The organism is Halochromatium glycolicum (genome assembly GCF_016584085.1).
Taxonomy (GTDB): Bacteria; Pseudomonadota; Gammaproteobacteria; order Chromatiales; family Chromatiaceae; genus Lamprobacter; species Lamprobacter glycolicus.
This window is the reverse complement of sequence record NZ_NRSJ01000002.1, coordinates 107,773-124,534: the sequence shown is the minus strand read 5'-3', so window position 1 is coordinate 124,534 and position 16,762 is coordinate 107,773. Positions and strand designations below refer to the sequence as shown.

The following is a 16,762-nucleotide window of genomic DNA, read 5'->3' as shown; positions in this document are numbered from 1 at the left end:
GATGATGAACTGAAAAGCCGAAAGACGATCTCGCGCAGATCAAAGGCGTCACAGATTAATGACGGTCTGCAGCAGCTCGTCCTGAGTGCTTATCGAGGAGGAGTTGGCCTGGTACGAGCGCTGCGAGACGATGAGATCGACAAGCTGCTGAGCGAGCTCGACATTCGAGTTCTCTAAAACCCCAGACGCGATCGTACCGAAGACCCCGGTGCCGGCCGCGCCAAGGACTGGCTCGCCAGACGTACTGGTTTGGCGCCACGCGTTGTCGCCATCGGGCTGCAGCCCCTCAGGGTTGATGAAGTTGGTTAGCACGATCTGACCAGCATCTCGACGCTCCTCGTTGCTGAAAATACGTGTAACAGTACCGTCCTCTTGTATTTCTATCCCGACGAGAGATCCTGAACTATAGCCGTCTTGCGTTAGGCTATTCTGAACAGAATCATTACTGAACTGAGTAGTACCGACAAGGTCGAGCTCAAAATCTAGGTCTTCCGCACCGTCGAGCGCATAGTTAGCGGCTTGAAATGTAAGCGGTATTGGGTCCGTATTCCCAGCGCCGGTATCAGTCAAAATCCCGCTTGAGTCAAACGTTAAATCGAACGTACTGTTGCCCGGCGCCCCGGCTGCGGTGTACCCATTTATTACACCGTCAAGCGCAACCCATGCAGCCCACTGATTATCACCTGTTTTCTGAAAATAGGTCGTAATAGTTCGCTCGTTACCAAGCGAATCAAAGGCCGTAAAGCTCGAGGAGAAGTCAAAGTCAACGTCTTCCTGGTTACCCGCGCCGTCATCGACCGTTGCGGTCTGAAGGTTAACGCCCGTTTCCGTAGAGGCATCGAGATTGTAGATCGCGCTTACCTCAGCTGTTTCATTGGCCGGGATGTCGTCGGAGGTTATCTGCAGCCGCTGAGGGGCGCCGCCGGGGATTACTTCCGAGAAAGGATCATTCGCGTCAGAGAGCCCATAACCGGTCAGGAACTGGCCAGTGCCATTGACCAGAAAGCCATTCTCATCTTGATTAAACTGGCCATTGCGCGAATAGACGACCTCGCCACCAGGCTTCTCCAGCCGGTAGAAGCCCTGGCCGGCGATCGCTAAATCCAGCTCGCGGCCGGTGTTCTCCAGATCACCCGAGCGGAAGTCTTGCACGACGCCGGCCACCGCCACTCCGAGACCAACCTTACTAGCAGCGCCTGCAAAGACATCGGAGAAGAGTACATCGGCACCCTTGAAACCGACGGTCTGCGAGTTGGCAATGTTATTGCTGATGACCTTGATACTTTCGGACTGTGCCCGCAGGCCGCTAAGTGCTTGGGAAAAGCTCATTGGTTATTACTCCGCTCCACTGGCTAGACGGAAATCAAAGGATCATGCGGATGTCATCGAGGGCGATCTGGCCATAGACGCCGCCGAGATCCAGGCGCACCTGCCCGTTTTGATCCTGTGGCGTCACGCCCTGCACCTGGGCATAGTTCAGCGCCTCGGCATCGACGGCCTCACCATCGGCATCGGTTGCCTCCAGCGAGACGGTGTAGGCTCCGGAAGCGGCCACCGCCCCTTCGCTGGTCAGCCCGTCCCAGGTGAAGGATTGAACGCCGGCCGCAACCGAGCCGATGTCGTAACGATTGACCACCTCACCGCTAGGGCCGGTGATCGTCACGCGGACGTTCTCAGCGGGCTGCTCCATCTCGATGCCGAACGGCGTGGTCACCGCATCGCCTTCTTCATCCTGCTGCAACAGCACCCGATTACCCGGCATCAACACGCCTTGGCCGACCAGCTCGGCCGCCTGCAGTGCCTGACCGGCGTCGATCTGCCCGGTGATGATCTTCAGTGTCTGGTTGAGCTGCTCGATGCCGCTGACTGTGTTGATCTGCGCGATCTGCGAGGTCATCTCGGCATTCTCGAGCGGATTCAGCGGGTCCTGGTTCTGGAGCTGCGTGGTGAGCAGCTCCAAGAAGCTCTCGCGCAGTTCCTGAGACTGGGTCAGTGGCAGGCTGGTGCCGCCATTACTGGCCCGACTGGCCGCCGATTGGCTTTCGATTCCGTTGATCATCTACCTAGCCCTCTCCAATGCTCAGTGTTTGTGAAATCATCTGCTTGCTGGTGTTCATGACCTCGACATTGGCCTGATAGGAGCGCGAGGCGGAGATCATGTTGACCATCTCATGCACCGGCTCGACATTCGGCATCTGCACATAGCCGTTTTCATCGGCCAGCGGACTATCCGGACGATACTCCAGGCGCATCGGCGCTGGGTCCTCCTGCACCTCTCGGACGCGCACCCCACCGATCCCCTTCGGATTGGTCGCCAGACTCTCGAAGAAGACCTGCTTGGCCCGGTAGGGCTCGCCCTCGGGGCCGGTGACGCTATTGGCATTCGCGAGATTACTCGCGGTGACGTTCATGCGCTGTGACTGCGCCTGCAAGGCTGAGCCGGAGATCTCGAAGACAGAAAACATCGGATATAAGCGGGCCTTGTTGCGGAGGAGAAACGCTTTATGGAGATGGCGGCGCCCTTACTCGGGCTGCATGGCCTCCTTGAGGCCTTGGATCCGCCGGTTGACCAAGGTCAGGCCGATCCGGTACCGCATCGCGTTGTCTAGAAACTGCGTGCGCTCCTGATCCATCTCGACCGTGTTGGCGTCCAGGCTCGGCTGCGCGGGGATGCGGTACATCAGGTTATCGTCAAGGCTCGAGAGCGACTCGGCCTGCCCCGCGATATGCCGGACCGAGGTCCGCTCCAGCGCCAATCCCTCGGTCGAGGTGCGCCGCTCGCCTTCGACGGCCTTCTTGAGCTCACTGGCAAAATCGATGTCGCGCGCTTTATAGTTCGGTGTGTCGGCGTTGGCGATGTTGCTGGCCAGGATCTCGTGGCGCTCCTGGTGCAGCGCCACCACCTTCTGCTGATAGTCGAAAGCCGCTGCGAGCTGATCGATCATCCGCGCTCCCGGGGGCTATGGTTGTCTAACGGAGTGTAAAGCATAGTCGGCAGCTTTCCAGGTCGAAGCCTCGAATAGTCTCGGCTTTTGTGATCATTTCGACACTTCGCCCGCGACAAGTCGCTGATAAGACATGCCGCCTTGCTGACGTCGCGAGGGCGACGGCGCCAGTCCCTCTCGCCAGCCAGCTATTATCATGCCTTTGCGCGATCTACCCGCCTTCTGCCGCGATCTTGGCCTGATCCTCGGCACCACTGCGTTCGCGGCCCCGCTCGCACTCGGGCTCGTGGGCAACACGCCTGCGCAAGCAGACGAGCGAGCGGATGAGCCGGCACTGGAGGCCGTTGAGCGCTTCTTGTACGAGCAGACGCGAGATCAGGGCGCGGAGGTGGTCATTGAGGTCCACCCGCCCTCCGCCGAGCTGCCACCCTGTCCGTCACCGGAGCCGTTCCTGCCCCGGCCGTCGGATTCGCTCGGCGGGCGGGTCTCGGTCGGTGTGCGCTGCGGCGACGACGGTCGCCAGGTTCGATACCTGCAGGCCGAGATCGACGTCTATGGGCGCTACCCGGTGCTCAAGCAGCCGCTCTCGGCGGGGTCCCAGGTCATGCCAGCGATGCTGAGATCGGAGCACGGTAACCTGAGCCGGTTGCCGCGCGATGCGGTGCGCGAGCCCGAATCCGTGATCGGCCAGGTCGCGCGCCGCAACCTGGCCGCCGGTGTCCCGCTTCAACACCGCCAGTTCGAGATCAAGCCGCTGGTCGAGCGTGGTGACCAGGTCGTGGTCGAGGCGCGCGGGTCCAACTTCCGCGTCACCCGGGAAGGGACGGCACTGGACCCGGGCGGCGCAGGCGATCTGGTCCGGGTCCGGTTCCCCGATCGGGAGCTGGTGCGGGCGCGCGTCGTCGACAAGGCGCGACTCGTGATCGAATATTAAAGTCAAGGCCCCTCAGGCCGATAGTTCCTAATAAGCACCGCGCAAGAGGCGACCGACTTGAAAATCAATACCAACCATCCTCTGCTCCCCGTCAAACAGCCTGCTCAGGAGTCGCCCGGCAAGGTCCAGGGGCCGATGCGTGGAGATTCTGCCAAGCCCGACCCAGCCGTGCTGACCCACCTCCATCGCGAGACGGGCGGAACGGATCAAGATATCAATGTCGCGCAGGTCGAGGCCATTCGCGAGGCAATCCGTGACGGCAGGCTCGATATCCGGACCGACCGCATTGCCGACAGCCTCATTGCAAGCGTACAGGGCCTGCTCGGGAGGTGACACCGATGAGTCTGATCAGGCTGCTGCGCACCCAGTACGATCATCTTGGCGCCTTGATTTCACTGCTGGAGCAGGAGCGCGAGGCGCTGGCGAATGGCAGCATCGACGGTGAGCTGCTTCAGCGCCTTGCCGCGGACAAGCAAACGCTCCTCGTCGATCTGGAGCAGTCGGAACAGGAACGCCGCGCCGAGCAGGCGGCCCAGGGCTATCCCGAAGGTGATGCCGGCGCACGCCGAGCCGCCGCGGACGCGGGCTGCCTGGGCGCATGGAACGCAGTGCGCGCATCAAGCGAGCGCGCCGCCCATCTCAATCAGCTCGTCGGGGCGATGGTGACCATGCGCCTCGAGCGCAACCGGCAGATACTCGACCTGATCCACGCGATCTCAGAGAAGACGCTCTACGATACGCGCGGCCGCAGCGGGGTCCAGCCCAGTCAGATCAGGACCTCGGCTTGAACCGACTCTTCAGCGGATCGAGAACAGCGACAGAATAGCCGATACATCAAACAGCTCATCGACGCACCTCCCTAGCCAGAATAGAGCTGCAGCACTACGCTCGAGTCAATGACGTGTGCGCAGTATCATGGTGGCCCGGCGAAAAAACTGGTTTGCTTGGAGACGGAAGGTAACGCCGGAACGCTTGAAGGCACGGGAGGCAGCTTGAACGAACTTGCGCAACAACCGGGTGTCGGCAACACCGGCTGGTCGTCCTACGGCTCGGTCGAAAAAGATCTCGAGCTGACTGAGGCCGATTTTGCGCGGGTTCGGGAGCTGATCCATAAGCGGGCCGGGATCGTCCTCGCCGAGCACAAGCGGGAGATGGTCTACAGCCGACTCGCGAAGCGGCTCCGACACTATGGTCTGACGCGATTCAGCGACTACCTCGCGCGTCTCGAGCGCCGGCCCGATTCTCAAGAATGGGAGGCCTTCACGAATGCGCTCACGACCAATCTGACCGCCTTCTTCCGCGAAGCCCATCATTTTCCGCAGCTCGTCGCGCATGTCCGCGACCGCACCGGCAGTGTGCGCATCTGGTGTGCGGCAGCCTCCACCGGCGAAGAGCCCTATTCGATCGCCATCACGCTGGCCGAGACCTTCAGCAACCGGACGGTCGACGCAAAGGTAGTCGCTACCGATATCGATACCGAGGCGCTGGCGAAGGCCCGGGCCGGTATCTATCCGCTCGAGCAGGTACACAAGCTCGAAGAGGCCCGAATCAAGCGCTTCTTCCAGCGCGGCACAGGCGGCCAAGCTGGATTGGCCCGAGTGCGGCCCGAGATCCGGGCGATGGTCGAGTTTCAGACGATAAACCTGATGGGGTCACAATGGCCGGTCAGAGGACCCTTTGATGCAATATTCTGTCGCAATACGATGATCTATTTCGACAAGCCAACCCAAGCACGCATCCTTGGCCGTTTTGCCCCCCTGTTGAAACCAGACGGGCTGCTGTTCGCGGGCCATTCCGAAAACTTCTCGCATATCAGCGACGCCTTCCGACTTCGAGGCCAAACCATCTATACCCTTGCTTGAACTGTTTGGTCTCAGCCAGCGCGGGGGCTTAACGTTCGGCCAGCTTCCGCCATGCTGGCATCGACAGTGTGCCGAGCTCGTGGCGACGCCCCCCGCATCGCCCGACTTTGTGGTAGAGGAGGCCCAGGGCCTTGAGTTCAGCCAAGATTAAGGTGCTCTGTGTCGACGACTCAGCACTCATACGCGACCTGTTGAGCGAGATCATCGGGAGCCAACCGGATATGGAGGTCGTCGCGGTCGCATCGGACCCGATCATCGCGCGCGATCTGATCAAGCGCCACAACCCCGATGTCCTGACGCTGGATGTCGAGATGCCGCGCATGGACGGTCTGGATTTTCTGGAACGTCTGATGCGGCTGCGCCCGATGCCGGTGCTGATGGTCTCCTCTTTGACCCAGGCCGGGTCCGAGGTCACCCTGCGCGCGCTCGAGCTCGGTGCGCTCGATTTCGTCGCCAAGCCGTCGATCGGCATCCGTCGCGGTATGCAGGAATACAGCGAGGAGATCGCCGATAAGATCCGCGCTGCGGCCCACTCGCGGCCGCGCCAGGCGCTGCAGCCCAAACAGGCACCGCCGGAGCGCCTGAAGGCGCCGATCATCACCAGTGAAAAGCTGCTGATCATCGGCGCCTCCACTGGTGGGACCGAGGCCATTCGGCGCGTGCTCGAGCCTCTGCCCGCCAGCAGCCCCGGCATCCTGATCACACAGCACATGCCGGGGGGCTTCACCCGCTCCTTCGCTGAGCGGCTCGACCGGCTCAGTCAGATATCGGTCAAGGAGGCAGAGGACGGCGAGCGGATCATCCCTGGGCACGCCTATATCGCGCCCGGCGACAGACACCTGAAGGTCGACCGCAACGGGGCCAATTATGTCGCGAGACTCGACGACGGCCCGCCCGTCAACCGGCATCGGCCGTCGGTCGATGTCCTGTTCCTCTCCGCCGCGCAGCACGTCGGGCGCAACGCGATTGGCGCGATCCTGACCGGAATGGGTAAGGACGGCGCCGCCGGCCTGCTCAAGATGCGCCAGGCCGGGGCCCCCACCATCGCCCAGGACGAGGCGAGCTGCGTGGTCTTCGGGATGCCGCGGGAAGCAATCGCAATGGGGGCCGCGAACGAGATCGTCGCACTCGACGAGATCGCGCAGCGGTTGATCGCGCTGGCGGCTGCTTCCGGGCGCGCCCAACGGGTCTAGTCAACACGGCTTGTCAAAGATGCCGCCTGCGTCTCAACCTTATCGGACGAGACAGGACAGGATAGGGCGCTAACGGACCCGCCATTCCGACGGCGGAGATCGGGGTAGTGCTTGGCATCGCTGGTATCATGAGGCGCCCGCGGTCGACTTGACCAGCGCCGATGCATAGACTCAGGCTAGGCGGCAAGCTGCGGTTGAAAACAGGATGAGGTCGAGCCAGCTGCACGGCGTCGCCAGCTGCTCGTTTAGTGGTTCCGGTGAATTCGAATAGAGGGTCCTCGATGGTCGACAAGAACATAGGCTTCCTGGTGGTGGATGACTTCCCGACGATGCGTCGAATCGTGCGGAGCCTGCTGAAAGAGCTTGGCTTTACCAACGTGGATGAGGCCGAAGATGGTCAAGAGGCGCTCAACAAGCTCAAGGCAGGCGGGTTTGACTTTGTTGTCGCGGACTGGAACATGCCCAACCTCGATGGGATGGAGATGCTCAAGCAGATCCGTGCCGACCCAGACCTTGCGAACATGCCGGTGCTGATGGTCACCGCTGAGGCGAAGAAGGAGAACATCATCGCCGCCGCACAGGCCGGCGCGAGTGGCTATGTGGTCAAGCCCTTCACTGCCGCTACCTTGGACGAAAAACTCAACAAGATCTTCGAGAAGCTTGGCTGGTGAACAGTGCTGAGCAAGAAGCAATCGGGCTCGCAGGAGACACACGATGACCACTGAACAACAGCCCGCTGAAGATCAGCAGAACATCGAGAGTGTCATCGCACGCATCGGTCATCTGACCCGGATGCTACGCGACAGCATGCGCGAGCTCGGACTGGATAAGGAGATCGAGCGTGCCGCTGAGGCGATTCCGGACGCCCGGGACCGGCTCAGCTATGTCGCCAATATGACCGAGCAAGCGGCCGACCGCGCCTTGAATGCGATCGATCGCGCCCGGCCGATCCAGGATGAGCTCGGGGAGCGCGCCGAGGCCCTGGATAAGCGTTGGGCGGAGTGGTTTGCCGAGCCGCGCGAGCTCGACGAGGCCCGTCAGCTGGTGCGGGACACGCGCGCTTATCTCGGCGAGGTACCGGACAAGACCGGAGAGACGAACAAAGAGCTGCTCGAGATCATGATGGCCCAGGATTTTCAGGACCTGACGGGCCAGGTGATCAAGAAGATGATGGAGGTCATCCGCGAGATCGAGAATCAGCTCGTGCAGGTGCTGATCGACAACGTCCCCGAAGGTCAGGCCCGGGACCAGATGCAGCGCCGCGCCGATGAGAAGCGAGAGGCGGAGAACCGGCAGCGCGATGAAAGCCTGCTCAATGGTCCGCAGATCAATCCCGAGGCCGGAGACGTCGTCGGAAGTCAGGATCAGGTCGACGCACTGCTCGACGAGCTCGGGTTTTGACCGGCCCCAGCAGCGGTCACCGGCTGCGCCCCTTCTTCACCTCAAGAGATTCCGCGATCGATTCCGACCAGCCCGTTCTTGCCCCTTGATGCCTCGTACGTCCCGTTCACCGCGCACAGTGGCGAGACCTGTTTCAGGTCTTCGGTGATCGGCCATGGCCGAAGAACAAGGCAACGACGAAGAAAAAACCGAAGAACCGACCCAGCGCCGTCTGGAGAAGGCCCGCGAGGAGGGGCAGGTCGCCCGCTCCCGGGAGCTGACCACCTTCATGATGCTGCTGGTGGGTGTCGGGTCACTTTGGCTGATGGGCGCGATGCTCTACGATCAGCTTGGCCTGATCATGGAACAGGCCTTCCTGTTCGAGCGGCGGGAGGCGTTCGAGGTCTTGCCGATGCTGGCCAAGGCCACCGACCTCATCGAGCGCACCTTGATCGCGATGCTACCGCTGTTTCTGCTGTTGACCGTCGTCGCGCTGGTCTCGCCGGCCTTGCTCGGCGGCTGGCTGATCTCGGCCAAGGCGTTGCAGCCGCAGCTCTCGAAGCTGAATCCGTTCAAAGGGCTCAAGCGGATGCTGGGCGTGCAGGCGTTGGTGGAGCTCGCCAAGGCCATCGCCAAGGCGGGCCTGGTCGGCAGTGTCGCGGTCACGTTCCTGCTCGCCACGCGCGGTCACTACATGGACCTGATGGACCAGACGACCCAACAGGCCGTGGCCAACGCCCTGCTCCTCTCCCTCGCGGCGAGTGCGCTGATGGTGCTAACACTCGTCATCGTGATCCTGATCGACATCCCGTACCAGTTGATCAGCCACAATAAGAAGCTGCGCATGACCAAGGAAGAGGTCAAACGCGAGCACAAGGAATCCGAGGGCGACCCGCAGATCAAGGCGCGCATTCGTCAACAGCAGCAGGCCATCGCAAGAGGCCGGATGATGAGCAAGGTGCCCGAAGCCGACGTGATCATCACGAACCCGACAGACTATGCGGTCGCACTCCAGTACGAGGAGCAGAGCATGAGCGCGCCGCGCGTGGTCGCCAAGGGCACCGGGCACCTTGCCGCGCGCCTTTGCGAGCTTGGCGACGAGCATGCCGTGCCTCGGCTGACGTCACCGCCGCTCGCACGCGCCCTGTACTTCTATGTCGATCTCGACGACGAGATCCCGATGTCTCTCTATACCGCTGTCGCCGAGGTGATGGCCTGGGCCTTCCGGCTGCGCCACAGCGACCACCAAGGGGCTGAGTCGCCCCCAACGCCGGCGGACCTGCCGGTGCCCGAGACGATGCAGACACCGCAGCGCGGCACCAGCGAGGAGGTGCGGTCATGACCGCAATGGCGGCCCTGCTCGACAAACAGTGGTGGCTGACCAATGCCCCGATGAAGGTCTTGGCCGGACCGCTGCTGATCATGCTGATCCTCAGCATGATGATCCTGCCGCTGCCGCCATTCCTGCTCGACCTGTTGTTCACCTTCAACATCACGCTCGCCGTGATGGTGCTGCTGGTGAGCATGTTCACCCAGAAGCCGCTGGATTTTGCCGCCTTTCCGGCCATCCTGCTGTTCACGACGCTGCTGCGGCTCTCGCTCAACGTCGCCTCCACCCGAGTGATCCTGATGGAGGGGCATCAAGGCGGCGCCAGCGCCGGCAAGGTCATCGAGGCATTCGGTGAGTTCCTCGTCGGCGGCAACTTTGCCGTCGGGTTGGTGGTCTTCCTGATCCTGGTCATCATCAATTTCATGGTGATCACCAAGGGTGCGGGACGCATCGCCGAGGTCGGCGCGCGCTTCATGCTCGACGCGATGCCGGGCAAGCAGATGGCCATCGACGCCGACCTCAATGCCGGCCTGATCGGCGAGGACGAGGCGCGCAAACGCCGCTCAGACGTGGCCCAGGAGGCCGATTTCTACGGCTCGATGGACGGCGCGAGCAAGTTCGTTCGCGGTGACGCGATCGCCGGCCTGGTGATCATGGTCGTCAACATCATCGGCGGGCTGCTGATCGGCATGATGCAGCACGATATGAGCTTCAATGACGCAGCGCGGACCTATACGCTGATGACCATCGGCGACGGGCTCGTTGCGCAGATCCCGGCGCTGGTCATCTCAACGGCCGCCGGCGTCACCGTCTCGCGGGTGAACACCGAGCAGGACGTCGGCCAGCAGATGATCAGCCAGCTGTTCGTCAATCCGCAGGTGATGATCCTGGCGGCCGCGATCATGGGGATGCTCGGCCTGATCCCCGGCATGCCGAACCTGGTGTTCCTGATCTTCACCGCCCTGCTCGGCGGTCTGGCCTGGTATCTGTTGCGCCACCGCGAGCAGGTCTTGGTCGAGCAAGGGCTCGAACAGCCCCCGCCTGCGCCGCAGGAGGCGCCGGAGGCGAGCTGGGACGACGTGCAGCTCGTCGATACCCTCGGGCTCGAGGTCGGCCACCGATTGATCCCGCTAGTGGATCAGCGCCAGCAAGGCGAGCTGCTCGGCCGCATTAAGAGCGTGCGCAAGAAGTTCGCACAGGATGTCGGCTTCTTGCCGCCGGTCGTGCATATCCGCGACAACCTCGAGCTCAAGCCCAACGCCTATCTGGTATCGCTGAAGGACGCCGAGATCGGCCGCTCCGAGGTCTTCCCCGGCAAGTGGCTGGCGATCGATCCCGGCCAGGTCACCGGCAAGCTCGAGGGCACCCCGACCCAAGACCCGGCCTTCGGACTGCCGGCGGTCTGGATCGACAGCAACCAGCGCGAGCACGCCCAGGTGTTCGGATACACGGTGGTCGATGCCAGCACCGTGGTCGCGACCCATCTCAATCACCTGATGCATCAGCATGCCGCCGAGATGCTCGGGCGCGCGGAGGTCCAGAACCTGCTCGACAAGCTCGGCGAAGACCAGAAGAGCTTGGTCGAAGAGGTGGTGCCGAAACTGATCTCACTGACGCAGCTCCAACGCCTGCTACAGAACCTGCTGCTCGAGGAGGTCCCGATCCGCGATCTTCGCAGCATCCTGGATACGCTCGCCGAACATGCGCCCCGAACCCAGGACCTCGGGGAGCTGACCGGCGTGGTCCGCATCGCCCTTGGGCGCGCAATCGTTCAGCAATGGTTCCCCGGTGAGCGCGAGCTGCGGGTGCTCGGGCTCGATACGCAGCTCGAGCAGGTGCTGCTGCAGGCGATGAGCGGCAATGGCGCGCTCGAGCCAGGGCTCGCCGAAACCCTGATGCAACAGGCCGAGAAGGCCCTCGCCCGCCAAGAGGCCGCTGGCGATCCGCCGGTGCTCGTGGTGCAGCACAGTCTCCGCGCGGTGCTGGCCAGGTTCCTGCGCCGGCGCCTCCGGCATTTGGTGGTGATGTCGCAGGCCGAGATCCCGGATGATCGAACCCTGCGTGTGACCCAGCTGATCGGGGGCAAGTAGCAGCATGCGCTCGAGGTCAGGTCAGGTTACGGTGAGAAGACCAAAGGCGATGATGGCGGGCGCGCGCGCGAACAGGCCTGTGCGGGTGATCTGCGCGTTAGCCATCGGTCTGCTGTCGCTCGGCCCCGAGTGGGCGGTTGCCGATGGAAGCTGGGTGGCGTCGGCCCCGCCGCTTCGGGTCATCGCGGGCGACCGTGAAACCGTTTCCGATCCGCTGTCGCCGCCGGTTGAGGTCCCGAACGGCAGTCTGATCCGCGAGGTGATGTGGCGTATCCGGGCACCCGTGGGTCTCACCGTGCAAGCACGGCTCTGTCAGGCGGGTGACTGCATCCTGCTGCCGACTGCGCGCGGCAGGAGCCCTGGGCTGATGGGATTGCCGGCAGATCAGCCGCTCCGTTTTCGCTTTTCGCTGAGACCGGGCCAACGCCGGGCCGTTTTGGTGCAGGGGCTGCAGGTCATCGTCAACTACGAGCACAAAGCCCCCTGAGGGCAGACAGGCCAGCCGGATGTACACCGCGAAAGGCAAGATCGACCAGAACGAGCTGATCGCCGAATATCTGCCGCAAGTTCGCCGCCAAGCGCTCGCGCTGCAGGTCAAACTGCCATCGAGTATCGAGCTAGACGACCTGATCCAAGCGGGGACCTTAGGACTGCTCGAGGCGCTCGGGCGCTTCGATGCGGGCCAGGGCGCAAGCTTCGCGACCTTCGCGAGCCAACGCATTCGCGGCGCCATGCTCGACGAGCTGCGCAGCCGAGATTGGCTGCCACGCAGCGTCCGCCGCCATGCCCGCGAGCTCGATGAGGCCGTACGACAGCTCGAGCAGCGATTGGGCCGGGCGCCGGACGAGCACGAGATCGCCGCTGAGCTCAAGATGGATCTGGCCGACTATCACCAGCTCCTCAACGACACCAACAATGGTCAGTTCCTGCCGTTCGAGGAGATGGTCCAAGAGGGCGTCGAGCCGGGTGCCGCGAGCAGGCCCGCTGATCCCGAATTCGCCGAGCTCGTCGACCAACAGCAGCGGAGCCGATTGATTGCGGCGATCGATGCGCTTCCCGAACGGGAGAAGCTGTTAATGGCGCTCTATTATCAGGAAGAGCTCAATCTCAAGGAGATCGGTGCGGTGCTCAGCGTCAGCGAATCGCGCGTCTGTCAGCTCCATAGCCAAGCATTGAGCCGACTGCGCGCCCAGCTCCATGAAGGAGCGGGCAGCGCTTAATCCATTCCGCAGCTTATTCATCAGTTATTCATCAGGGGATCATGAATCCATCAACGCTGATTGGCATCTTCTCAAGCATCCTGCTGCTTGCCACCGTCCTATTCTTTACTGCGGAATCCCCGCAGAGCTTCCTCAACCTGCCCGGTTTGGGCATTGTTGTAGCCGGCACCTTCGCGGCGACCTTTATCAGCTACCCCCTACGCGAGGTCATCCGGGTCGTCGGGCTGATCGGGGTCGTGTTTCGACGCGAAAACACCTATACCCGTGACGACATCAAAGAGCTGGTGGACATGGCCCGGCTCTGGTTCAAAGGGGACGTGCGCGCCGTCGAGAAGGCACTCGAGCAGACGCGCAATCCATTCCTGCGCAGCGGCATCCAGCTCGTGATCGCGAATACCAAGGAGCAGGAGATCTTCGATCTGCTGAGCTGGCGTATCGCGCGACTCAAGGCGCGAGAGCACGCCGAGGCACAAATCTTCCACACCATGGCGACCTATGCACCGGCTTTCGGTATGCTTGGCACCCTTGTTGGGCTTGTCAACATGCTCGAGGTCATGGAAGCGGGCGATATTGCGGTGATCGGCCCCCGTATGGCCGTTGCCCTGCTCACGACCTTCTACGGTATCCTGCTCGCAAACCTGGTCTTCAAGCCTTTCGCGGTCAAGCTCGAGCGCCGCACCGAGGAGCGCGTGATCGCAATGAACATGGTGCTCGAAGGCATTTCGCTGATCACAAAACGCCGCCTGCCCTCGTTTATCGAGGAGACGCTGCATTCGTTCGTCGCGACCTACCATGATGAAATCCGCGACCCAAACAAGCCCGGCTTCAGTCTTGACGATAAGAAGGCTTAATATGCTCGAGCGCAATCCAAGGGGGGCCATGCAGCAGGCGACCGGCGGCGGAGACGGCGACAGCTGGCTGATGAGCTACCTCGATGTGCTGACGCTGCTGATCACGCTGTTCGTGCTCCTGCTTTCGCTTGCCGGCAGCGGCAAGCTCGAAACCGGGCAGGAGCAGGCCGGCGAGCAGACGAGACAAGGCACGGCCGGGACCGAGCCTGGCACGATGGGGCTCGAGCCGCGCAACCAAGGCATCCTTCCTCGCAATGCTGGCCTGCAGCCGCGCTTCCAAGACCTGGACGTCGAAGGGGTCAGTGTTGCGCAGGGCGAACAGGGCATCACCCTCCGCATCGATGACAATCTGCTGTTTGCCAGCGGTGATGCAAGGCTGACCGCGAGCGGTCGTGAGGTCATCAAGGCCCTGGTGCCGACCTTGGAGGCATTCGATGGGCAGATCTCCGTTGAAGGCCACACAGACAATATTCCGATCTCGACTGCGCGTTTTCCATCGAATTGGGAGCTATCGATGTCGCGAGCGATTGCCGTACTGCGTTATTTCATCGAGGCGGGTATTCCCGAGCACCGCCTCCGTGCAATCGGTTATGCCGACACCGAGCCGCTGGAGAGTAACGAGACAGCAGCCGGTCGGGCCGCCAATCGGCGCGTCGAGATCCTGGTGAAGGAAAACCTGTAATCGGCATCCCCCGCCGGACCCTGGCCGTGCCTGATACGAGGACCCCGCTCATGCGCCTAGATCGCTTCCCGATTAGCGTGCGTATCGTGATTGGATTCATCGCGATGCTGGTGCTCGCGATCGCCATCATCGTCCCGTTTCTGCTCAATCGCCTCGACGCGGTGATCAGAGAGGCGGAGCAGCGTGAGCTGCGCACATTGCATGGGAACTTGGTTGCCGCGCTCGAAGCCGAGAGCCGCAAAGGCAGCGCAATGAGCACCTTGATTGCTGGCATACCGGAAGTCCAGCAGGCGTTTGCCGAGCGCGACCGAGAGCAGCTGGCCGACTGGTTCGTGCCAGGGTTCGACGCACTGCGCAAGGACCATGGCATCGCACAGTTTCAGTTCCATCTGCCGCCGGCGACCTCCTTCTTAAGGGTCCATGGCCCTGATCGCTATGGTGACGATCTCACTGCGATCCGTAAAACGATCATCGAGACCAATCGTTCGCAAGAACCGGTCTCTGGGCTCGAGCGTGGGGTGTTTGGGCTTGGGATTCGCAGCCTCGTGCCGATGCAGCATGAGGGCGCTCACACCGGGTCCTTGGAGTTCGGCATGAGCTTTGGGCAGGACTTCTTCGAGCGTTTCAAGGCGCAGTACGGCGCTGACGCGGCCTTGCGACTCCCCGAGGGGAGGGGGTTTACGAGCTTCGCATCGACGCGCGGCGAACAGCCCTTGTTGAGCCGGCAGGCATTGCAGGACGCATTGAGCGGAGAGCGGCCGATCGAGTACAGGACTGACGACGGCACGCCGCTCGCTGTGATGGGCGCGATGATCGCAGACTTCTCGGGCGAGCCTGCCGGCGTGCTGGAGGTGGCACTCGACCGGTCATCGTACCTCGCGCGTGCGGCCGAGGCGCGCAATGCGGCGCTGGTGATCGCTGCGGTGACACTGGGCATCGGTGTGGTCCTCGCGCTGCTGATCACCCGGACGATATCCGGACCGATCAAGCGAACCGCCGCTGCGATGGGGGATATCGCCCAAGGAGAGGGTGATTTGACCCGCCGGCTCGATGATTCGGGCCAGGATGAGCTCGCCGAGCTGGCCCATCAGTTCAACGCTTTCGTCTCGCGGATGCAGTCCACGTTGCAAGAAGTGAGAACGAGCGCACGCGGTGTCTCGCAGACAGCGAGTACGATGGCCCATAGTAGCGGAGAGCTCGCGTCGCGCAGCGACCAGGCGGCGGCAAACCTTCAACAGACCTCGGCAGCAATGGAGGAGATCGCCTCGACGGTCGCACACAGCGCAGAATCCGCAAGCCAAGCCAGCCGACTGTCCGCCTCGGCCAGTGAAACCGTCGAGCGCGGGACCTCTGCGATGCAGGAGCTCGAGACCACGATGCAAGAGATCGACCAGGCCTCGTCGCGCATCACCGACATCGTGACGCTGATCGACGGCATCGCGTTCCAGACCAACCTGCTCGCACTCAACGCCTCGGTCGAGGCGGCAAGGGCCGGCGAGCATGGCCGCGGATTTGCAGTGGTCGCGCAGGAGGTCCGCAACCTGGCCGAACGCTCGCGCAACGCCGCCCACGAGATCCGAAACGTGCTCGAGCAGTCAGTCGAAGCGTCCCGCCTCGGCACCGGCCGGGCCCGCCAAGCAAGCCAGACGATGGGCGAGATCATCACCAGCATCAATAAGGTGCACGATGTGCTCGAGGAGATCAGCGCCAGTACGCGCGAACAGAGCGCCGGGGTCGCCGAGGTCAATACCGCCGTGACTGAACTGGACACCGTCACCCAGCAGAATGCCGCGATGGTCAATCAAACCTCATCGGTCGCGGCGCAGATGAACGAGCTGGCATCTCATCTCAATGCACTGATCGATGCCTTCGAGCTCGGCACCGACGCGGACGAAGAACCGGCGGCACTGCCTCAGCAACCGAATCAGCCCCTTCATTTTGCATGAGTGAAACGAGCCTGACCAACGAAGTCGAAGAGCTGAATCTGACCTATCTGCTGCTTGCCCAGCGTATGCTGCAGACGGATCGGGCAAGCGCAATGTTTCGGCTCAAGATCGACGACGAGATGGCCGAGCTGTTGTTATCGCTCAGTGGCGCCCAACTCGCTCGGCTCGCCCGGACCAACCAGCTGCTCTGTCGCTTCGCTTACGATGACGCCGAGCAGCTGCGGACCGTTACTCATCCGCCGCGGGAGCATAATCTATCGGGATTCCATTCCTCAGTGATCATGGCCTCCCATTCTCATCTTGGAACAGCCACCAACGAGAGTTGAGCC

The 16,762-nt window shown here is 62.4% G+C and carries 19 protein-coding genes; 15 read left to right on the top strand and 4 right to left on the bottom strand.

Annotation, left to right across the window (positions count from 1 at the left end):
* Nucleotides 1–48: 48 nt before the first annotated feature.
* Genes flgE through flgB form a run of 4 tightly spaced genes read right to left on the bottom strand, consistent with a single transcriptional unit; the run spans nt 49 to nt 2,945 of the window.
* Entirely contained in the window at nt 49–1,329 is a 1,281-nt protein-coding gene (gene flgE / locus CKO40_RS01845; protein WP_200344189.1) for a flagellar hook protein FlgE, read from the bottom strand.
* 34 nt (nt 1,330–1,363) lie between these two features.
* On the bottom strand, nt 1,364–2,059 hold the full coding sequence (locus CKO40_RS01840; RefSeq protein ID WP_200344187.1) for a flagellar hook assembly protein FlgD: 696 nt from the start codon (nt 2,057–2,059) through the stop codon (nt 1,364–1,366).
* Between the two features lie 4 nt (nt 2,060–2,063).
* A complete protein-coding gene (gene flgC, locus CKO40_RS01835; RefSeq protein ID WP_200344185.1) occupies nt 2,064–2,465 on the bottom strand; it encodes a flagellar basal body rod protein FlgC in 402 nt (133 codons plus the stop codon).
* Between the two features lie 57 nt (nt 2,466–2,522).
* Complete coding sequence (gene flgB, locus CKO40_RS01830; RefSeq protein WP_200344183.1) at nt 2,523–2,945, bottom strand: flagellar basal body rod protein FlgB; 423 nt, start codon at nt 2,943–2,945, stop codon at nt 2,523–2,525.
* Between the two features lie 202 nt (nt 2,946–3,147).
* Here flgB and flgA point away from each other — a divergent pair, with 202 nt between their 5' ends.
* The 15 genes from flgA to flhD all read left to right on the top strand — a co-directional run bounded on the left by flgA (nt 3,148) and on the right by flhD (nt 16,759).
* Entirely contained in the window at nt 3,148–3,879 is a 732-nt protein-coding gene (flgA, locus tag CKO40_RS01825; RefSeq protein WP_200344181.1) for a flagellar basal body P-ring formation chaperone FlgA, read from the top strand.
* A 57-nt stretch (nt 3,880–3,936) separates the two neighbouring features.
* Nucleotides 3,937–4,212 (top strand): flagellar biosynthesis anti-sigma factor FlgM, encoded by a 276-nt coding sequence (locus tag CKO40_RS01820; RefSeq protein ID WP_200344179.1) that lies wholly within the window; start codon nt 3,937–3,939, stop codon nt 4,210–4,212.
* Between the two features lie 5 nt (nt 4,213–4,217).
* Nucleotides 4,218–4,667: a flagella synthesis protein FlgN gene (locus CKO40_RS01815; protein WP_200344177.1), complete on the top strand. Its 450-nt coding sequence runs from the start codon at nt 4,218–4,220 to the stop codon at nt 4,665–4,667.
* Between the two features lie 204 nt (nt 4,668–4,871).
* Nucleotides 4,872–5,741 (top strand): CheR family methyltransferase, encoded by an 870-nt coding sequence (locus tag CKO40_RS01810; protein WP_476702795.1) that lies wholly within the window; start codon nt 4,872–4,874, stop codon nt 5,739–5,741.
* Between the two features lie 131 nt (nt 5,742–5,872).
* Nucleotides 5,873–6,934, top strand: a complete 1,062-nt coding sequence (locus tag CKO40_RS01805; protein ID WP_200344173.1) for a protein-glutamate methylesterase/protein-glutamine glutaminase — start codon at nt 5,873–5,875, stop codon at nt 6,932–6,934.
* Between the two features lie 281 nt (nt 6,935–7,215).
* Nucleotides 7,216–7,605 carry a chemotaxis response regulator CheY gene (cheY, locus tag CKO40_RS01800; protein WP_200344171.1) on the top strand — a complete coding sequence of 130 codons (390 nt, stop codon included), beginning with the start codon at nt 7,216–7,218 and terminating at the stop codon, nt 7,603–7,605.
* A gap of 43 nt (nt 7,606–7,648) precedes the next feature.
* Nucleotides 7,649–8,335: a protein phosphatase CheZ gene (cheZ, locus tag CKO40_RS01795; RefSeq protein WP_200344169.1), complete on the top strand. Its 687-nt coding sequence runs from the start codon at nt 7,649–7,651 to the stop codon at nt 8,333–8,335.
* A 154-nt stretch (nt 8,336–8,489) separates the two neighbouring features.
* Complete coding sequence (gene flhB / locus CKO40_RS01790; RefSeq protein WP_200344167.1) at nt 8,490–9,656, top strand: flagellar biosynthesis protein FlhB; 1,167 nt, start codon at nt 8,490–8,492, stop codon at nt 9,654–9,656.
* A 5-nt stretch (nt 9,657–9,661) separates the two neighbouring features.
* Nucleotides 9,662–11,734: a flagellar biosynthesis protein FlhA gene (gene flhA, locus CKO40_RS01785; RefSeq protein WP_200344359.1), complete on the top strand. Its 2,073-nt coding sequence runs from the start codon at nt 9,662–9,664 to the stop codon at nt 11,732–11,734.
* 31 nt (nt 11,735–11,765) lie between these two features.
* Entirely contained in the window at nt 11,766–12,221 is a 456-nt protein-coding gene (locus CKO40_RS01780) for a flagellar protein FlhE (protein ID WP_200344166.1), read from the top strand.
* 19 nt (nt 12,222–12,240) lie between these two features.
* On the top strand, nt 12,241–12,954 hold the full coding sequence (locus CKO40_RS01775; protein ID WP_200344165.1) for an RNA polymerase sigma factor FliA: 714 nt from the start codon (nt 12,241–12,243) through the stop codon (nt 12,952–12,954).
* 41 nt (nt 12,955–12,995) lie between these two features.
* Nucleotides 12,996–13,805 (top strand): motility protein A, encoded by an 810-nt coding sequence (locus CKO40_RS01770; RefSeq protein ID WP_200344164.1) that lies wholly within the window; start codon nt 12,996–12,998, stop codon nt 13,803–13,805.
* A gap of 1 nt (nt 13,806) precedes the next feature.
* Entirely contained in the window at nt 13,807–14,487 is a 681-nt protein-coding gene (locus CKO40_RS01765; RefSeq protein ID WP_200344163.1) for an OmpA/MotB family protein, read from the top strand.
* A 50-nt stretch (nt 14,488–14,537) separates the two neighbouring features.
* Nucleotides 14,538–16,433 (top strand): methyl-accepting chemotaxis protein, encoded by a 1,896-nt coding sequence (locus CKO40_RS01760; protein ID WP_200344162.1) that lies wholly within the window; start codon nt 14,538–14,540, stop codon nt 16,431–16,433.
* A complete protein-coding gene (flhD, locus tag CKO40_RS01755; RefSeq protein WP_200344161.1) occupies nt 16,430–16,759 on the top strand; it encodes a flagellar transcriptional regulator FlhD in 330 nt (109 codons plus the stop codon). Before CKO40_RS01760 ends, flhD begins: the two co-directional genes overlap by 4 nt.
* The last annotated feature ends 3 nt before the right edge of the window (nt 16,760–16,762 follow it).

What these genes read in the sequence shown, in the direction of transcription:
- flhB (WP_200344167.1), top strand. Translation starts at nt 8,490, where the DNA reads ATGGCCGAAGAACAAGGCAACGACGAAGAAAAAACCGAAGAACCGACC.
- CKO40_RS01815 (WP_200344177.1), top strand. Translation starts at nt 4,218, where the DNA reads ATGAGTCTGATCAGGCTGCTGCGCACCCAGTACGATCATCTTGGCGCC.
- CKO40_RS01775 (WP_200344165.1), top strand. Translation starts at nt 12,241, where the DNA reads ATGTACACCGCGAAAGGCAAGATCGACCAGAACGAGCTGATCGCCGAA.
- flgC (WP_200344185.1), bottom strand. Translation starts at nt 2,465, where the DNA reads ATGTTTTCTGTCTTCGAGATCTCCGGCTCAGCCTTGCAGGCGCAGTCA.
- CKO40_RS01770 (WP_200344164.1), top strand. Translation starts at nt 12,996, where the DNA reads ATGAATCCATCAACGCTGATTGGCATCTTCTCAAGCATCCTGCTGCTT.
- flhD (WP_200344161.1), top strand. Translation starts at nt 16,430, where the DNA reads ATGAGTGAAACGAGCCTGACCAACGAAGTCGAAGAGCTGAATCTGACC.
- flgE (WP_200344189.1), bottom strand. Translation starts at nt 1,329, where the DNA reads ATGAGCTTTTCCCAAGCACTTAGCGGCCTGCGGGCACAGTCCGAAAGT.
- CKO40_RS01765 (WP_200344163.1), top strand. Translation starts at nt 13,807, where the DNA reads ATGCTCGAGCGCAATCCAAGGGGGGCCATGCAGCAGGCGACCGGCGGC.
- CKO40_RS01840 (WP_200344187.1), bottom strand. Translation starts at nt 2,059, where the DNA reads ATGATCAACGGAATCGAAAGCCAATCGGCGGCCAGTCGGGCCAGTAAT.
- flhA (WP_200344359.1), top strand. Translation starts at nt 9,662, where the DNA reads ATGGCGGCCCTGCTCGACAAACAGTGGTGGCTGACCAATGCCCCGATG.
- cheZ (WP_200344169.1), top strand. Translation starts at nt 7,649, where the DNA reads ATGACCACTGAACAACAGCCCGCTGAAGATCAGCAGAACATCGAGAGT.
- cheY (WP_200344171.1), top strand. Translation starts at nt 7,216, where the DNA reads ATGGTCGACAAGAACATAGGCTTCCTGGTGGTGGATGACTTCCCGACG.
- flgB (WP_200344183.1), bottom strand. Translation starts at nt 2,945, where the DNA reads ATGATCGATCAGCTCGCAGCGGCTTTCGACTATCAGCAGAAGGTGGTG.
- CKO40_RS01760 (WP_200344162.1), top strand. Translation starts at nt 14,538, where the DNA reads ATGCGCCTAGATCGCTTCCCGATTAGCGTGCGTATCGTGATTGGATTC.